Origin of the sequence: Leptospira alstonii serovar Sichuan str. 79601 (assembly GCF_000347175.1) — a bacterium.
GTDB classification, from domain to species: Bacteria; Spirochaetota; Leptospiria; order Leptospirales; family Leptospiraceae; genus Leptospira; species Leptospira alstonii.
This window is the reverse complement of the sequence record NZ_ANIK01000056.1, coordinates 26298-44029: the sequence shown is the minus strand read 5'-3', so window position 1 is coordinate 44029 and position 17732 is coordinate 26298. Positions and strand designations below refer to the sequence as shown.

Here is a 17732-nt window from a genome sequence, read left to right as displayed (position 1 = left end):
ACTCAATGCAACGCTCTCTACGGATCGCTCATCTCAGCTACGCTGAGAAACAACGCCTTTGCTTCGCGGCTTTTGTTTGCCGCGCTCCCTATGGATCGCTCATCTCAGCTACGCTGAGAAACAACGCCTTTGCTTCGCGGCTTTTGTTTGCAACGCTCCCTATGGGTCCCTCATCTCAGCTACGCTGAGAAACAACGCCTTTGCTTCGCGGCTTTTGTTTGCAACGCTCCCTATGGGTCGCGTTGCAGGTCGCGCGGCAGGGATCGAAGCGGAGTCAAGTTATTGCATTAAAAAAATTGAATGTACTAAAATAAAACACAATAACTTGAATGGAGCCGCCCCCAAATTCCTATAACTCATCCGCTTGAAGTGCAAGTGAGTTTCAATTCGCTCCCGGAAATAAAGAACGCAAGTCGTTCAAGGAACGAATCCCGAAAATCTGAATGTCCGAATTTTGATCCAACTCACCCAAGTTCCCTTCGGGAAGAATCACCTTTTTCATTCCGACCCCGGCCAGTTCCTTAACCCTAAGATTGGCTTGTCCGATACTTCGCACCTCTCCCGAAAGACCGACTTCGCCCAAAACGCAGGTCCCTTTGGGAAGCGGTTGATCGAGATAACTGGAAATGATCGAAGTACAAATCGCAAGATCCAAAGCGGGTTCGTCAGCGTTTAAGCCCCCCGCAAGATTGCTGAATAGATCGCATTCACTTAATTTAATCTTAATATACTTTTCGATCACCGCGGCGAGCAGGATCACACGACGTGTGTCCGGACCTTCCGCCATCCTTCTCGCTTGGGCAAATCCCGTTTTACTTACCAAGGCCTGCACTTCCACCGTAAGAGCCCGGCTTCCTTCCAACACCGCGCTGATCACGGAACCGCTTCTTTCCTCCGCACCCGCGCTGACAAAAATACGATTTCGATCCCCTACTTCCCGCAAACCGCCGGAAAACATTTCAAAGATGGCGAGATCGCCGACCGCGCCGAAACGATTCTTAACGGCGCGCAACAATCGATAGTAATTGAGTCGATCCCCTTCGAAATAAAGAACCGTATCCACGAGATGTTCCAAAACTTTCGGACCCGCGATCGTTCCTTCCTTGGTGATATGACCCGTCATCAAAATCGGAATCCCGGATCGTTTTGCGGTTTCGAGTAACACTTGAGTACATTCCCTGAGTTGTGTGACGGTTCCGGCCTGATTCGGAAGAGCCTCTCTCGCAATCGTTTGAATCGAATCCACAAAAACCACGGAGGGCCTTTCCCCTTCGATCATAGCGGAAATATTTTCCGCCACCGTTTCGGAAGTGAGCAAAAGATTGGACGCGCTGATCCCCATTCTTTCCGCCCGCATCCGAATCTGAGAAGGAGACTCTTCTCCGGAAATGTACAGAACGTTTTTGTTTGCCTGTGTCAGATAACGTGAAACTTCGAGGATCAACGTGGACTTTCCCACTCCGGGTTCTCCTCCGATCAAGGTAAGCGATCCCGGAACGAGCCCTCCTCCCAAAACGAGATCCAGTTCTTTCAAACCCGTTCCCATTCTTTTGAGAGATTCTTCCTCGACCTTGTCTAAAGGAATCGGCTCCTTATACGATTTGTTTTTCTGGGAATTTCCGTTGGAAGGAGCAAACCTTTCACCGCCGATTTCCTCTAAGATCGTATTCCAATTTCCGCAGGACTCGCACTTACCCGCCCAGCGGGAATAATCCTGACCGCAGGATTGACAAATAAAAGTGCGAGATAGTTTCTTTTTCAATGTTCGAAAAGCGCGGGCATCTCAAGCCAATCGATCTGATTGAAAACGGGAAGACAATGAAAGGCATCTCTTGCCAGGGAATCCCTACCTTCTCTTACTAGAATTTCGGTGAGTTTTTGTTCGAGAGAGATCAGATACTTCACGTCTCCGCTCGCATATTCGACCTGATCCTTGGTAAGAATTTTTTTTCCCCAATCGGAAGACTGATTTTTCTTATCCATAACCTCGTCGTAAAATTCCCGGATGAGATCCTTGAGACCGTGTTTGTCCGTGTAGGTCCGCGCGAGTTTGCTCGCAATCTTCGTACAAAAAACGTTTTGCAGAGAAATCCCCAAACGATAACGCAAAAAGAGAGAATCCATTCTCGCAAAGTGAAAAATTTTTACGATCTCCGGATTTTCAAATAAGGACTTAAGTAACGGAGCCTCTTTTTGATCGGGAAGAATTTGAACCAAACTTACGTTATTCGAGGAATCGCAGATCTGCACGACGCAGAGACGATCTCTTCTGGGATTGAGTCCCATCATTTCGCAATCCACCGCGAGATGATCGTCCGCGTTGTATTCTTCAAATCTTTTCTGAGAAAGATCCCCGAGAAAAAGCTCCGGTTTTATAGTTGAAGGTTTTGGAGGCATAATTTCATAATAATCCGTACCGCACGGTTTCGGGAATCAAAAATAAAAAACGGAACCTCTCTAATTATAGAAAAGTTCCCGTTCGAAAATAAAAAAAACATCGGAAACAATAGAGAATATGAGAGCCATTTTAAACTACAAAGTCTATGAGGATTTCTTTACTTCCTCTTTTGAAATTTCGGACAAAGAAATCAAAACGAAGAGCGACTGCCGAAATTTCTCCCTTTCTCTCGGTCATAAAAAAACGGGAAAGAACGAGACTTTCAAACCGCATCTCGAATGGATCGGCGATCAAAGACCCAAGGCGGGAACAGAACTACTCACCTTGGAAATAGAACTTCCGCCGCACGCGTTGACCGCACCGAAGATCTTTCAACACGGTTATCAATCCTGGAGTCTTTCCGGCGTTCATTCTCTTTCCGACGCGGACGAATCTCCTAGACTCGACTTTCTTCGGTATTCTCAGGAAAACTTTTACACGAACCATTCCGGCGTCGCCGATGATTGGCAAAGCGAGGGAATGCTTCTTCTGATTTCTTCCACAAAAGATCCGCATTACTTTGCGGGAGCCGTCGGTCCGGGAGAACAAGGAGTGAAGTTCAGAGTTCTGGCTTCTTCCGGAGAACCGGAAAGTTCCAAAAAGAAAACCTGGATCTCCAATTCCGGAATTTCCATGATCTACGATTTTTATCGTTACGAGGATTTCAGAGGAAATAAAATCGCACTCACTCCGATTTCCGTATCCCGTTTTACAGTAAGCCCCGAAGCCTATCTAAAAAAGTATTTTAGCGAATTAGGAAAAGCTCATAAAGTAAAACTCTCCGCAACGCCCGTTCCGACCGGATGGTGTTCCTGGTATCAATACTACACCAAAATTTCCGAAAAGATCGTCCTGAAGAATCTCGCGCTCGTAAAAGAAAAAAAACTTCCGATTCAATTCTTTCAGATCGACGACGGTTATCAAAAGGAAATCGGAGACTGGCTGACGACCAACGATAAATTTCCCGGAGGAATGAGACTTTTAGCGGAAGAAATCCGAAGAGAAAAACTGACTCCGGGAATTTGGCTCGCACCTTTTCTTGTGAGAAAAAAATCCACATTCTATCAAAAATATCCCGAAGCCGTTTTGAAAGATCGGGACGGAAAACCGGTTCCCGCTCTTTGGAATCCTCTCTGGGGAATGGATTACACGTATTGTATAGACGTCACCCATCCCACTTCCCGGGATTTTTTGGAAAACGTCCTAAAGACGATCGTAAAAGAATACGGTTATTCGTATCTCAAACTCGACTTTTTATACTCGGCGCTCCTTCCGGGCTGGACGTACGACCGAGGAATCTCGCCTCACAAGCGTTATGCGGATACGATTCGTTTCATCCGTAAAGTGGTGGGCAAGGACGTTTTCCTTCTCGGATGTGGAGCGCCCATCTACCCGTCGATCGGACTTTTCGACGCGATGAGAATCGGCTGCGACGTCGCGCCTTTCTGGGGAAGGGAAAAAACGAGAATTCTTGCAAAGGACAAACACGCACTCTGCACCGAAAGGGCTTTGATCAACGACATCACACGTTCATCAATGCACAGAAATTTATGGTACAACGATCCGGATTGTCTTTTGGTTCGAGAAAGCAAAAATCAAATGACTCCCGCACAAACTCAGTTGATGGCGAGCGTGATGGCCGTAAGCGGCGGGATGATCTTGGTCAGCGACGATCTGTCTCTGATCGGAGAGGAACGATTGTCGTTTTTGAAAAGAACATTGGAACTCTCCGCCAAGTGCAGAAACAAAACTCCGATTCCGATCGGAATCGCTTCCGGACTTTTTCCTCCGGCGCTTTATAATCCCGCGGGTTTTTTAGGAATTTGGAATCCGAGCGAAGAGGAAAATATGATCGAGATCCAAACCCCTTTCGTTTCCAAACTCAAACAATTTCCGGACTATTGGACCGGACAAATTCCCGAATCTCTTGAGTATTCCGGAAAAACCGGAGTGCTCAAATTAAAACTTCCCGCGTTCGGTTCCGTGGTATTACAAACCGCAAAAGTTGTTTGACGACATCGCCGTATCTTATAGAATTCCAATCGAAAAAACAAGGAGACTCCAACTTGATGAAACGCATTCAAAAACTACTGATTGCCCTGATACTCGGACTGACTATAATCTCTCTTAACGACTGTTTAATTTCCGATTCGGTCTCTAAGGTGATCGATTCCCTCAGCAAATCATCCGATTCTTTGGAAAGCCTTTCCAAGTCGATCAAATCGCTTTCCACCTCTGTGAGTTCCATTTTTTCCTCTTCCTCGGACGACGATGAAAAAAAGGAAAAGGCGTATCTCAAAGACGTTCGCGATCTGACGGCCATGCACGTTGAAAACGGATTTCAAGAAATCGAATTTAAAAACGATCTTTCCACGTTGGCTCTTCAAAACGGGCTCACAAATTGGAAGTCGTTGCGCGTAACGTATCTCGGAATCGGAAGCGGACTGAAAAAAGCGGGAGTAAGTGAAGATAAGTTTCAAACCTTCGTACAAGGACTCGGGACCTCCCGTCCGGAAATCGTCGACTCCATCCGAAAAGGATTTCATCAACTCTGAAATTTTTTCTTCCTTCCTTTTTGATAGCCCTGTCCTTAACGACGGGGCTTTACTCCACTCCCACAACGGTCGATTTCATTTATGTGAATGCAAACATCGGGCAGTCCAGCGGCGGACATACCGGAATTCGAGTCGGAAACAAGGTCTATCACTATCAATTTTTTCCGGACGACATCTTTCATTTGGTTCGGGAATCTTACGACGACTTCGCTTTCGATTACAACGTCATTTCCAATCGTAGCAGCGTTCTTACGAGATTAAAACTCACACAACAAGAGGTCTCCGTCTTGGAATCGGGGCTCAATCGTCTTTATCTGGTTCAGTTCCGACATCTGCAAAACCTGGAGATATTAAAGCGGGAAACCAAGTTTTTTGAGGAACTGAATTCTCCTGAAAAAAAAATCGGGCTCCGGGCGACCGCGTATTTTACTCCGAAGGACAAATCGCTTCTCGCCAAAGATTTAAAATCGAATCTTGAAATCGTTTTAGGGGAAAATTTTCTAAAACGTCTGGAACAAAACCTAAAAGACGAAATCCTATCTCCGAACAGCGAACTTCTTAAAATGGAGTTCACCCCTCTTCCGGAAAAGATGAATCGGGACCAATTTCCGTTTTTCAAACCGGGATCTTATTTAAAAATCCGTGATATACTCGAAGGAATCCTATTCTGTCAAATTCTAAGAGAAGAATGGAATCTCGATCCAGAATTCAAAATTCTGAATATACAAGATTCATTAACTGCGGAAGAGAAAAAACTTCTGGAAAACTTCTACAGAAAACAATCGGAAGGACTCGCGCAAATCCTATCCGAAAGAGACCCGGGCTGGGCTTACAGCGCTCTTGTATCCCTCGGAAGACTCCACACGATCGAAGAAAGTCTCCGCACCGGAACCCCCGTTTTTTTATCCAGTTTTCCGGACGATTCACAGATCATTTACAAGGAAGATTCGGACGACGAACAAGCTCTTCGACATATCTCCAAGGAAACCCGGGCGGTCGTCTCGCTCGCTCGTAAAAAAATTTCCACCTTGAAGGAACTTACGGAAAAAGAATACCAGATTTGGGAGGACGCATCCAACCGAGCATTCGAACTTCAGGTCGAAACCTCGATCCCCGTCCGAGTGACCTCGGGAAAACTACTTCCTCAAAGAGAAAACAAGTTTCTGATTCCGATGCGTTTACCGGAAAATTCCGTACTTGCGGATTATCTGAAACTCGCAAAGGAAAGGGAAAAAGAATACCATGTCCGTTTAAAAAAACTCTATCCGTTCCGTCTTTTGTTCGAAAACTGCACGACCGAAATCCTTAAAAACGTCCAGAACTCGTTCGATCCAAAGGAAGTCCCTTTTCCAGGAACAAAAATCGACTTCGGATTTTCGTTTGCGTTCGTCCCTTTTTACGCCTCTCGTTCCGTTTCCGACAACTGGAACAACGAGGGAGAAAAAGAACTTCCTTCCTATCGAAGAAAGAAACTGGCGGAACTGTTAAAACAAAATCCAGGCTTGAAAACGCGTTTCAAAGAATCTTTCACGTTCGGTTCTTCGATCTACAAACCCAATCGCGAAGATCACTTTTTTCCCCTTTTTACGGACGACGTGTTTTGGGTGCGTCCCTTGTACGGAACCGTAAATTTGGCGGCGGGAATCGGAGCGACTACGATCGGAATCTTCGCTTCGCCCTTCGACAAAGGGGAACGATTGCAGAAAGGATTCCAATCCCTATTCTTCAGTCTTCCCGAATTCGCTTTTTTTAATATTCGAAAGGGGACGTTTCCTACGGTTTCCATAGAGGAAATTCCGGACGAACTTTTCCAGTTTCAGGACGAGGATTAACTTCTATTCAAGGCACGTAAAACAATCACTTTTATTGATTTGACAATGTCTACTCATTAAATACACTAAAAAGGAATGGAGAAAAAGATATGCCATTATCCGCTAAAATTGATTAAGAAACTGATTATAGAGCATAAGTTTACGGTTACCAAAAGCGCGCAAAAAACGGCTCTTAACCATTTTGGATTTACTGAGAAAGAAATTTTAAACGAAATTATTGGATTACAAACTTCGGATTTTTACAAATCAATGACTTCCCATCATGACCATAAACTTTGGCAAGATGTCTATAAAAAGGAAATTGTGAATCTCAAAACCTATATTAAAATTCAAATTTTCAATCAAAATACCGTTATTATATCATTTAAAGGAAACGAAAATTTATGAGAAATAAAGAATGGATCGATTGCCCTTCCTGCGGCGCCAAAAATAGCATGCTTCTTAAGTCCAATGTTACCGAAAATTACTCAGTTAAAGGTTATGGTTTCCTTAAAATCACAGGTTTAAACGGACATTTTTGTAAAGTTTGCAAAGACGGAATTTTTACCAGAAAATCACAGAACCATATCAATTCCGTTGTGGCAGAATTTAAAGCAAAGAAAGACGCGCAAGTGACCATTGTCGCAGATTTAATAAGCGTCGACCAAATGGCGAAAAAATTGAAATTAAGCAGACAATCCATTCATAAGATGATGACTGATGGAAAGATCAGATACGTGTTTGTCGGAGGTATTCGATTACCTCTTAAGAAACAAACTTTGACTCATAAGCAATAAAATGAGAAAAAAATAGGGCTTTTCAAAACACAAAAAGATAACTCTTTCCCGGAAACGATCCTTCAAAACGTTCAATGAATTTCTAATAGAATGTACGAAGCGTCGTCCCTGTATTCTCTGGAAGCAATCGACAAACGAACATAATCGTCCAAAGCGTTTTTCATACGTTTGACGGTATCCTCGCCCGATTTGTGGATGCGGTCCAACTCTGAAATCAACGGATGATTGAGATTGTTGACGATTCCGTCCGAAAAAAGAAAAATAACGTCCTTATCTTCGAAGCCCGTTTCATGACTAGGAAAATCCAAGTCCTCCAAAAGCCCCATCAGTTGACCCGATTTTTCCTTTAAAAACGAAAATCCGTCCTTATGAAAATGGACCGGAAACGGATGTCCTCCCCTCGCATAAACCAACTTCTTTTCGTTCGGAAACAGAATCACACAGGCCGCAGTCATACTATGAGTGCCGATGTTCAAACAAAGTTCTTGATTCATTCTTTTGAGGATGTCGCTCGGATTATCCGAATGTTTAAATTCTTCCCTGGCAAGAGTTGTCATCAGAAGGGCGATCAGCCCGGAAGTGACGCCGTGATCCTCTCCACGTCCCCTAAAAGTAAAAGCGTCGATTTTGCCTTTTTAAGAATCACGTTAAAATCCCCGCTCACAAAGGAAATCGGAGTTACGTCGGCTTCGACTTTATACGGACTTAAGTCGGGAATCGAAAAGATTTTCCCCTGGACCCGGGAAGCGAGACGAAGATCCCGCATGATAACCTCTTCGCGTATATCCTTATCTTTTAGAATAACATAATAATCGTATGCTTTTTGGATCGCGATCTGAACCGTTTGAATCGAAAAAGGTTTGAGCAAAAAGTCGCTTGCCTTGTGCGTAAGCGAAGTGACCACGTTGTTGATGTCCCTTTCTCCGGTCATCATGATCACCTGCGTTTTGGATTCCAAATTCTTAAAGTAAGGCAGAATTTCAAGACCGCTCGTGCCGGGCATATGAATATCCAGAAAAACGATCGGGTTCAACTCCTTTTCGAAGTATTGTTTTCCCTGTTCCACGGAATCGAAAAATATGCTCCGATATCCGAGTTTGTTTAAAATAAGTTCGAGGGTTTCGCCGACGTCTCTGTCGTCGTCGAGAATGATAATTTCGGGTTTTAGGGAAAACTCCAACATATTAAATTTTCCTTATATATTGAGTCCCCGAAACGATCTTTTCCACTTTTTTATAATATTCTTCGTCGAAAAGCGTCGATTCAAGATAACCGTTGATACAGGAAACCATTTCCCCGTATTTCCAAACGTAAAGTTCTTTTGCGGAAGCCTCGTAAATCTTTTCGTTGTGAATTTGATCGCTCAATTCCCTCAAATTGGTCCTGCTGAAGGACTGAAGAATCGCACGAAACCGGCCTTCCTTTTCCGGATCCACAAATTGAAAGGACTTATGAAATAGGACCGCATCGTGAAAATATTCCGGAATGTTGAAGGCTCCGTAAGCTCCCAATTTGGCGGCGAGAATTCTGATAAAACCAGTGATCTCGTTCATTAGAGAAAGCCCCGGATATTCCTGTCCTTGATAGAGTTTCTTTTTGGCTTTCATATTCTTCATCTTTAAGTTCTGGGTCAAGAGCCAGTCAATATAAACGAGCTTATAGGATTGATCCAGCTTTTTAAACTGAAAGTCGGAAAATTTTAAACGCATGTGAACGAGAATTCCGCCCGAAGGATCTTTGATATAAATCCGATTGTCCATATCGGAAATTCCGTCCAAAAAAATCCCATAGTCGTGATAACCTCTCGCGTGAAGAATTCGAAAGATCCCCGCACTTTCGAACATATCTTTCATTTCTTCCCGAGAAAAACGATTGAAAAGTCTATTTTCAATTCCGAGGGAAGTATGAAGTTCTCCGGCAATATCGATCATTCCCAGCTCTTGACCGTCTAAAAATCCCGGATTTCCTTTTTTCTTATCGGAGTCGGAAAAAATGCTCATAGTCAATCGGCCGCAAATACTTTAATCGTATTGTAATGAATCGTTACCGTATCGTAAAAGTCTTTCGCGTAGCCGCCCGCGGGAAGAATCACCGTGGGTGCGTTTAATTTGTTTGCAAAGTCTCTGACGATCTTATCCCTCTTTCGTAACCCTTGAAACGTAAGTTTCAAATCCCCGAGTGAATCCCCTTCGAAAGGATCGGCGCCCGCGATATAAAAAATCAAATCCGGTTTGAACTCCGATTCGATTTTACGTAAGGATTCTACCAAAAGTTCGAGATATTTTTTGTCCTCGGTTCCTTCTTCGAGAGGAACGTCGAGTCCGGATCTTTCCTTCTTTGGATATAAATTTTCCTGATGCATGGAGAATGTAAACGCGTCCGGGTCTTCTTGAAATACGACGGAATTTCCGTTGCCTTGATGAAGATCCAAATCGATAAAAAGAATTTTTTTACCGGGATATGTCTTTTGGTATAATTTACCGGCAATCGCCGCGTCGTTCAAATAACAAAACCCTTCCGCCCGATCGGGCAAACTGTGATGAAAACCGCCTCCGATATGATAAACGAACTTGTATTTTTGAGTCAGTTCCATGGCAAGTATCGTACCTCCCACCGCTAAAACAAAACTATGCACGATTTGTTCGGTAAGTGGAAGTTCGGAATATTGAGTTCTTTCCGTAAGTTTGAGGGAAAAAAAATCTTTTAAAAATTCTTTGGTATGAACGAGCGCGAGATCCTTATCCTTAGCCGGATCCGGCTTATATACGTACAGATCCGCGAGTTTATGATCTTGTTTTACAAGATCATAAACCATTTGGTATTTCCTTGCCGGAAATATATGAGGTCCCAGATCTAAGTTATAATCCGGGTGATATACCAAACCAATTCGTTCTAACTGCTTCTCCAAGAAGAGGGCGCCTATTTTTGGTTCATTCTATTTTCCGGTTTCAGTTCGTAAAGAGGAAATATTCGCTGGAACAACGGAAGGTGTTTGTCTACAATTGCCGTTCATGAAAATCAGGAACGAGAAAAAAACCAAAATCGTCTGTACCATCGGCCCGGCTTCCTCTTCCGAAGAGACGGTCCTTTCCATCCTCAAGGCCGGAATGGATATCGCTCGCATGAATTTTTCGCACGGCACTCACGATTCTCACAAAAGAGTTTACGACACGTTACGCAAATGCGAACAAATTTCCGGATCTCCTTTGGGAATCATGGCCGATCTGCAAGGCCCAAAAATCCGAACGGGAAAATTAAAACTCAATTCCATTCTACTCCATAAAAACCAAGAGATTCAAATCGTTCCCGACCCGGACTTTCAAGGCGATGAACATACGATCGGTTGTACTTATCCGAATCTGATCGGGGACATCAAAGAAGGCGATAAGATCCTCATCGACGACGGTAAACTAGTTTTGCAAGTCGCTTCTAAAAAATCGGACTCGGCGATTTTAAAGGTGATCGTAGGCGGCATCCTATGGAGCAACAAGGGAATCAATCTTCCCGGAACACCCATCTCCGCCCCCGCGCTTTCCGAAAAGGACGTGGAAGATTTGAAATTTGCGCTCTCTCTCGGAGTCGACTACGTCGCTCTCAGCTTCGTTCGAACGGGCGCCGATTTGGAATTGGCGAGATCCTTATTACAGGGAACCTACACGGGATTGATCGCGAAGATTGAAAGACCGGAAGCGCTCGGAAACATAGAAGAAATTATAGAACGCGCGGACGGAATCATGATCGCAAGAGGGGATCTCGGAGTCGAGATCGATACGGAGAAAGTTCCGATTCTTCAAAAAGAACTCATCTACAAACTCAATCAAGCGGGTAAACCGGTGATCACCGCGACTCAGATGTTGGAATCGATGATCGAAAACCCTAGACCGACCCGCGCGGAGGCGAGCGACGTTGCAAACGCGGTCATGGACGGAACCGACGCGGTCATGCTTTCCGCAGAATCGGCTAACGGTCATTATCCGGTCGAGTCCGTTGAAATCATGTCTAAGATCATTCGAGAAACGGAAACCATCGATCATATCTACGAAATCCACTGGAATATTAAAAAAACTTTCTTAGAATCCGAAAGGACCGCGCTCGGTAACGCCGCAAGAGAAATCGCTCACGGGATTCATGCAAAAGCGATCGTCAATTTTACGAGAAGCGGTTATTCCGCGTTGATCACTTCGGAGATGAGACCGAAGGTTCCGATCTATTCTTTTACTCCGTTTGTAACCACGGCGAGAAAGATGAAACTCTATCGAGGAGTGATTCCTTTTGTAATGCCTTTTTTTACGAGATTGGAGGATATGATCGCATACATGAATCAGAAACTCAAAGAGGACGAAATTCTTTTTCCGGGCGACAAGGTCGTGATTCTCTCCGGAGCTCCGGGAACCAGTGTAAGAAGCGTCGACTTTTTACAGATCTATAAGATCCACTGAGTGGAAGTTCTTACACAATAGAGTGGTTGAAAAATTAACTCCCCATTTGTTTCCGTTTCATTGAAATGGACGATTGAAGCAGTTTTGTTAATCTTCACTATTGAATTTTTCAACAACTCTATTCTATGAATTCAAATGAAAACATCCGATCCGATTCCCTTTCTAAAATGTGCGAAACTTTTGCGACGTTATGATTGGATCGTATCTTAAATTCACATTATCAACTGGCGAATTTTTTTTCGTTTGGAATTACAAAGAATATATATTACATCTAACGTTCATCCGTTTTTATAATTTCAATTGCTCCAAGGTAAACATTCTATAATTCGAATACAAATAATTATATTGCATTCGTTTCTTATTTTCGTTTTTTACTTTGCAGCCCCTCTTTTCAGTTATAAAGTTGGTTTTATCAGTAAACGACTTTTATCCCAGAGGCAAAAGAAAAACATCCGCAAGGAATCGTTTTTCTTTCATACAAAGACCCTTTTCGCAAAACGTATCCAACCTCTCGAACCGAATCTTTATGACAGAACTTCTTTTTCAAAATTTTATTTATTTCCTTCTGATTCGAGGAAAAGTATGAAATATGAGGAAATGAAATATGACATCGAGAAATTCTTCGATTTTTCTCTGGATATGCTTTGTATAGCGAAACTCGACGGATACGTTCTCAGAATCAATCCCTCTTTCCAAAAAGCGTTCGGTTGGAAAAGCGAAGATCTTCTCGCTTTCGGCTCTTACACCTTTCTGCATCCGGAGGACGTAGAACCGACCTCTCAAGTTGTAAAAGGATTGGAACAGGGAGCGCCCATTGTATCCTTTCAAAACCGTTATCGTTGCAGCGACGGGGAATATAGAAATTTTTCCTGGACGGCCTTTCCCGATCTTCGCGCGGGATTGATTTACGCGATCGCAAGGGATATCACCGAGTTGGTCGAATCCAATCGAAAACTCAACGAACTCGCGGCCGAACTCAAAGACGCAAACAATAAATTATTCGAACAAGCCTCTACGGACCCTCTCACAAAGTTAAAGAATAGGAGAACCTTCAACGAAGAATTAAACGATCTCATCCTTATCACGAACAGAAAAAAGGGATTTTTATCCTTACTGATGATCGACGTGGATCATTTCAAAGCATACAACGATAAGTTCGGCCATCCGGCGGGAGACCGGGTTTTAATCCGTTTGGCTTCCGTTTTTACGTATACCCTCCGAATCAGCGATTTATTGGCGCGTTTTGGAGGGGAAGAATTCGTAGTTGCGTTACCCGACACCGGTGAGGAAAAGGCGATCGAGGTTTCGAATCGGTTGGTGACCACGGTTAGAAAAGAATCCTGGGACAACAGATCCATCATCACGATCAGCGTAGGAATCGCTACCCTGGATTTCAATCGTTCCCCGAACTATTGTAATACTACCGATCTTTCCGTCGAAATCGTCGAAGACGCGGACCGTGCGCTCTATCGATCCAAAGCCGATGGAAGAAACCGAGCCACTCATTGTTCACAAATCCCATCGTGATCCGACTTTTAAAAAAAACAAACTCGAACGAACGCCTAACGGTTCCACCGTTGCGGTCGAAAATAGATCACCGTTAAAAGTCCGTGCGGCTTTCCATTCAATTTTATAAAGAGGGAAAATCAGTTGAAATATAAGGACGAATACAATCTTGAAAAATTCTACAATTACTCCTTGGATCTATTCTCCATTCAGAGAATGGACGGCACGGTCATCTCCGTAAACCCGTCCTTCGAAAGGATTCTCGGCTGGAAGGAAGCGGAACTTTTAGGCCGCAGTCCCTTTCATCTATTACATCCGGACGATCAGAAATCGATCATAGAGGAATTCAAAGCGATGGACGGTGGGATTCCTAAATATTCCATTCAAAATCGTTGCCGGTGCGCGGACGGTACTTATAAACATTTTTCTTGGACGGGTTATCCGGATCTGGAAGCGGGTTTGGTATACATTACGGGAAGGGATATCACCGAAGCGATCGAATCCAACCGTAAGATCAGTCAACTGGCGACGGAACTCAAAAGCGCCAACGACAAGTTATTCGAACAGGCCTGTACCGACTCGTTGACAAAACTCAAAAACAGAAGGGCATTCAACGAGGAATTGAATCAACTGATCCAAATCTCCCAAAAACAGAAAGCCCCGCTTTCTCTATTAATGATCGACGCCGATCACTTTAAGGATTACAATGATAAGTTCGGTCATCCCGCCGGGGACAAGGTTTTAATCGAATTGGCCCGTCTTTTGACGAAAACGTTTCGAAAAGACGATATCCTCGCCCGATACGGCGGAGAAGAGTTCATCGCGGCGTTGCCGAATACATCCGAACAAGAGGCGATTGAAATCGCAGGAAGACTCGTTCAAATTGTGAGAGAATTCGATTGGGAAAAAAGAAGTATAACGGTCAGCGCGGGCGTCGCCACTTTCGATTTTGATCCGAACTGTAAAAATATAAATTTGGAATATTCCGTTCATCTAATTGAAAAAGCGGACCAGGCCCTCTATTTTTCCAAAGTGAAAGGTAGGAATCGAATCACCCATTTTTCTCGGATTCAAAACGAAAGCGGCGTTTCCCCGTAAAAATCGGATCCATGGAACTATAAAATGAAGGACTTTGAAAAAGAATACGATCTTGAAAAACTTGTGAATAATTCCTTGGATTTATTGTCGATCGTGGACTTGGAAGGTAAGGTTTTATTGATAAACCCCGCCTTTGAACGAGCCTTAGGTTGGAAAAAAGAGGAGCTACTGGGTCGCGACCCGTTTCATCTGCTTCACCCCGAGGATAGGGAAATTACCTTTCAAGAATTCGAAAAATTGAATCAAGGTTTACAAACCTTGTCCTTTCAAAATCGATACATCTGCGCGGACGGAACCTATAAATATTTTGCTTGGACCGCCTCTCCCGATAGAGAGTCCGGATTGGTCTACGTTACGGGAAAGGATATCAACGAGCTGATCGAATCCCACCAAAAGATCAGTCAATTGGCCCAAGAATTAAAAGAGGCCAACGACAAATTATTCGAACAGGCTTCTACGGATTCGTTGACAAAACTCAAAAATAGAAGGGCGTTCGACGAAGAATTGAATCGTTTGGCTCAATTTTCCTCAAAAGAAACGAATCCTCTTTCCCTGTTAATGATCGACGCAGATCACTTTAAGGATTATAACGATAAATTCGGTCATCCGGCCGGGGACAAGGTTTTGGTCGAGTTGGCTCTTCTTTTGACGAAAACGTTTCGAAAAGACGATATCCTCGCCCGATACGGCGGAGAGGAGTTCATCGTAGCCCTACCGAACACATCCGAGCACAAAGCGATCGAAGTCGCGGAAAGGCTGGTTCAAATCGTGAGAGAATTCAATTGGGAAAAAAGAAGCGTGACGGTCAGTGTGGGCGCTGCCACTTCCAATTTCGACCCGAACTGTAAAAATATAAATTTGGAATATTCCGTTAATCTAATCGACAAAGCGGACCGGGCGCTCTATTTCTCAAAACTGAACGGTAGAAATCGAATCACTCATTTCTCCCGGATTCAAAACGAAAGCGATGTTTCCCCGTAAAAATCGGATCCATGGAACTATAGAATGAAGGACTTTGAAAAAGAATACGATCTTGAAAAACTTGTAAATAATTCCTTGGATTTATTGTCGATTCAAAGATTGGACGGAACCGTACTACAAGTGAACCCGGCCTTTGAACGTATTCTGGGTTGGAAAAAAGAGGAACTGCTCGGAAGAAATCCGTTTCATTTACTTCACCCCGAAGACAGGGAAAGTACCGCTCAAGAATTCGAAAGATTAAACCAAGGTGTACCGTCGTTTTCCTTTCAAAATCGTTTCCTATGTTTGGACGGAACCTATAAATATTTTTCCTGGACCGCCTCTCCCGATCTTACTTCCGGTTTGATTTATGTGACCGGAAAGGATATTACGGAATTGGTCGAATCCAACCGTAAGATCAGCCAACTGGCCGCGGAACTTAAGGAAGCCAACGGCAAGTTGTTCGAACAAGCATCGACCGATCCGCTGACAAAACTCAAAAACAGAAGGGCGTTCAACGAGGAATTGAGTCTTCTCATTCATCTCTCTCAAAAACAAACGAATCCTCTTTCCTTACTGATGATCGACGTGGATCATTTCAAAGCATACAACGACAAGTTCGGGCATCCCGCTGGGGACAAGGTTTTGATCGAATTAGCCCATCTTTTGACGAAAACTCTTAGAAAGGACGACGTGACGGCGCGGTACGGCGGAGAGGAATTTATCGTGGCTCTGCCGAATACATCCGAACAAGAGGCGGTCGAAATCGCGGAAAGGCTGGTGAACGTGATCGAAAAATTCCAATGGGAAAAAAGGTCCGTTACGATCAGCGTAGGAATTACGACATCCGATCTGAATCATCTCGGCCCGACGGCGACTAACTTAGATCATTCTATGAATATTATAGAGGATGCGGATCAGGCGCTCTATCATTCGAAAATAAACGGTAGAAACAGAGCCGTACACAGTTCTAAGATAAAATCCTAAAATAAATTTGAATTAAATAAAACCAAACGTGTTACCATTTTCTAAGAATCGCTTTGAAGTAGGTTCCCTATATATGTCCGCGAAATTCAAAGGAGACTTAAAATGGATGAAGACTATGAATACGACTTTGAAAAATTCTTCGATTATTCGTTAGATATGTTTTGTATTTCCACATTGAAAGACGGTTCCGTGGTTCGAATTAATTCGTCGTTTCAACGCGTTCTTGGGTGGCCCCGGGAAAGATTACTCGGGCTCGGCCCTTTTGATTTATTACATCCCGAAGATATAGAACCTACCTTAAAAGAAATTGAAAAATTAAAACAAGGAGTCCCCGTCTTATCCTTTCAAAATCGATACCGATCCTCCAACGGAACTTATAAACATCTTTCATGGACCATTTTTCCCGATCCTAAGGCGGGTTTATTGTATGCAATCGCAAGGGACGTCACGAAACGAATCGATTCGAACCGAAGAATCAGACAACTCGCCGCAAAACTTAAAAAAGCGAACTACCAATTATTCGAACAGGCATCGACCGATCCTCTCACTAAACTCAAAAATAGGAGATCCTTCAACGAAGAGTTGAATTATCTCGTCAATCTTACGCGAAAACAGAAAGATTCCTTGTCTTTATTGATGATCGACGTGGATCATTTCAAAGACTACAACGATCGATTCGGTCATCCGGCAGGAGATCGGGCCTTAATCGATCTTGCGTCTTTACTTGCGAAAACAATTCGTGAAAGCGATATTTTGGCGAGATATGGCGGGGAAGAATTCGTGGTCGCACTGCCGGATACTCCCGAAGCGGAAGCGATCGAGGTCGCCGAAAAACTGGTAAAAACAATCCGAGACTTCCAATGGATAGGAATGTCGTTAACGATTAGCGTGGGCGTTGCCACCTCCGATTTTGATTCTTCCGAACAACAGGTAAGAATCGAAGACGATTCTACCTCCCTGATTGAAAACGCCGATCAGGCTCTTTATCAGTCGAAAGTCAACGGACGAAATCGAGTTACCCATAGGTCTCAAATACATTGAGCCGCTTTCATATTATATTGATTTTCGTTCTTTTAAAAAAGTTTTGCATGATTTCGAATACGAAGGAACATTATACATTCATTATATCTTGGGAAGATTCA

At 43.7% G+C, this 17732-nt stretch carries 15 protein-coding genes and 1 pseudogene; 11 read left to right on the top strand and 5 right to left on the bottom strand.

Annotated elements, in window-relative coordinates; translation table 11 throughout:
* Positions 1 to 382 precede the first annotated feature (382 nt).
* Both radA and LEP1GSC194_RS12045 read right to left on the bottom strand, forming a co-directional pair.
* Entirely contained in the window at positions 383 to 1762 is a 1380-nt protein-coding gene (gene radA, locus LEP1GSC194_RS12050) for a DNA repair protein RadA (protein ID WP_020773900.1), read from the bottom strand.
* Positions 1759 to 2397 carry a ribonuclease D gene (locus tag LEP1GSC194_RS12045; protein WP_017808863.1) on the bottom strand — a complete coding sequence of 213 codons (639 nt, stop codon included), beginning with the start codon at positions 2395 to 2397 and terminating at the stop codon, positions 1759 to 1761. Before LEP1GSC194_RS12045 ends, radA begins: the two co-directional genes overlap by 4 nt.
* A gap of 118 nt (positions 2398 to 2515) precedes the next feature.
* Here LEP1GSC194_RS12045 and LEP1GSC194_RS12040 point away from each other — a divergent pair, with 118 nt between their 5' ends.
* The 5 genes from LEP1GSC194_RS12040 to LEP1GSC194_RS12020 all read left to right on the top strand — a co-directional run bounded on the left by LEP1GSC194_RS12040 (position 2516) and on the right by LEP1GSC194_RS12020 (position 7600).
* Positions 2516 to 4450 (top strand): glycoside hydrolase family 36 protein, encoded by a 1935-nt coding sequence (locus LEP1GSC194_RS12040; RefSeq protein WP_020773903.1) that lies wholly within the window; start codon positions 2516 to 2518, stop codon positions 4448 to 4450.
* A 56-nt stretch (positions 4451 to 4506) separates the two neighbouring features.
* Positions 4507 to 4992 carry a putative lipoprotein gene (locus LEP1GSC194_RS12035; protein WP_020773831.1) on the top strand — a complete coding sequence of 162 codons (486 nt, stop codon included), beginning with the start codon at positions 4507 to 4509 and terminating at the stop codon, positions 4990 to 4992.
* A gap of 83 nt (positions 4993 to 5075) precedes the next feature.
* Complete coding sequence (locus LEP1GSC194_RS12030) at positions 5076 to 6824, top strand: hypothetical protein (RefSeq protein WP_021064685.1); 1749 nt, start codon at positions 5076 to 5078, stop codon at positions 6822 to 6824.
* Positions 6825 to 6899: 75 nt separating this feature from the next.
* Positions 6900 to 7211 (top strand): type II toxin-antitoxin system MqsR family toxin, encoded by a 312-nt coding sequence (locus tag LEP1GSC194_RS12025; protein ID WP_036042587.1) that lies wholly within the window; start codon positions 6900 to 6902, stop codon positions 7209 to 7211.
* On the top strand, positions 7208 to 7600 hold the full coding sequence (locus LEP1GSC194_RS12020) for a type II toxin-antitoxin system MqsA family antitoxin (protein WP_020773853.1): 393 nt from the start codon (positions 7208 to 7210) through the stop codon (positions 7598 to 7600). The genes LEP1GSC194_RS12025 and LEP1GSC194_RS12020 overlap by 4 nt, the downstream gene beginning before the upstream one ends.
* Before the next feature lie 71 nt (positions 7601 to 7671).
* Here LEP1GSC194_RS12020 and LEP1GSC194_RS22335 read toward each other — a convergent pair.
* From LEP1GSC194_RS22335 to LEP1GSC194_RS12005, 3 genes and pseudogenes are all read right to left on the bottom strand, one after another.
* Positions 7672 to 8783 (bottom strand): annotated as a pseudogene (locus LEP1GSC194_RS22335) (SpoIIE family protein phosphatase).
* 1 nt (position 8784) lies between these two features.
* Positions 8785 to 9600 carry a hypothetical protein gene (locus LEP1GSC194_RS12010; RefSeq protein WP_020773865.1) on the bottom strand — a complete coding sequence of 272 codons (816 nt, stop codon included), beginning with the start codon at positions 9598 to 9600 and terminating at the stop codon, positions 8785 to 8787.
* Between the two features lie 2 nt (positions 9601 to 9602).
* Complete coding sequence (locus LEP1GSC194_RS12005; RefSeq protein WP_086005180.1) at positions 9603 to 10508, bottom strand: histone deacetylase family protein; 906 nt, start codon at positions 10506 to 10508, stop codon at positions 9603 to 9605.
* A 103-nt stretch (positions 10509 to 10611) separates the two neighbouring features.
* On the opposite strand from LEP1GSC194_RS12005, the gene pyk reads away from it, so the two are divergent.
* The 6 genes from pyk to LEP1GSC194_RS11975 all read left to right on the top strand — a co-directional run bounded on the left by pyk (position 10612) and on the right by LEP1GSC194_RS11975 (position 17631).
* Complete coding sequence (pyk, locus tag LEP1GSC194_RS12000; protein ID WP_020773896.1) at positions 10612 to 12039, top strand: pyruvate kinase; 1428 nt, start codon at positions 10612 to 10614, stop codon at positions 12037 to 12039.
* A 582-nt stretch (positions 12040 to 12621) separates the two neighbouring features.
* Positions 12622 to 13566 (top strand): sensor domain-containing diguanylate cyclase, encoded by a 945-nt coding sequence (locus LEP1GSC194_RS11995; RefSeq protein WP_036042599.1) that lies wholly within the window; start codon positions 12622 to 12624, stop codon positions 13564 to 13566.
* A gap of 123 nt (positions 13567 to 13689) precedes the next feature.
* A complete protein-coding gene (locus LEP1GSC194_RS11990; RefSeq protein WP_020773899.1) occupies positions 13690 to 14643 on the top strand; it encodes a sensor domain-containing diguanylate cyclase in 954 nt (317 codons plus the stop codon).
* Positions 14644 to 14667: 24 nt separating this feature from the next.
* The gene (locus LEP1GSC194_RS11985) at positions 14668 to 15624 is read left to right on the top strand and encodes a sensor domain-containing diguanylate cyclase (RefSeq protein WP_020773857.1); all 957 of its coding nucleotides are present in this window, start codon (positions 14668 to 14670) and stop codon (positions 15622 to 15624) included.
* A 24-nt stretch (positions 15625 to 15648) separates the two neighbouring features.
* Positions 15649 to 16590 carry a sensor domain-containing diguanylate cyclase gene (locus LEP1GSC194_RS11980; RefSeq protein WP_020773824.1) on the top strand — a complete coding sequence of 314 codons (942 nt, stop codon included), beginning with the start codon at positions 15649 to 15651 and terminating at the stop codon, positions 16588 to 16590.
* A gap of 102 nt (positions 16591 to 16692) precedes the next feature.
* Positions 16693 to 17631, top strand: coding sequence for a sensor domain-containing diguanylate cyclase (locus LEP1GSC194_RS11975; RefSeq protein ID WP_020773840.1), 939 nt, complete (start codon positions 16693 to 16695; stop codon positions 17629 to 17631).
* Positions 17632 to 17732: the final 101 nt, after the last annotated feature.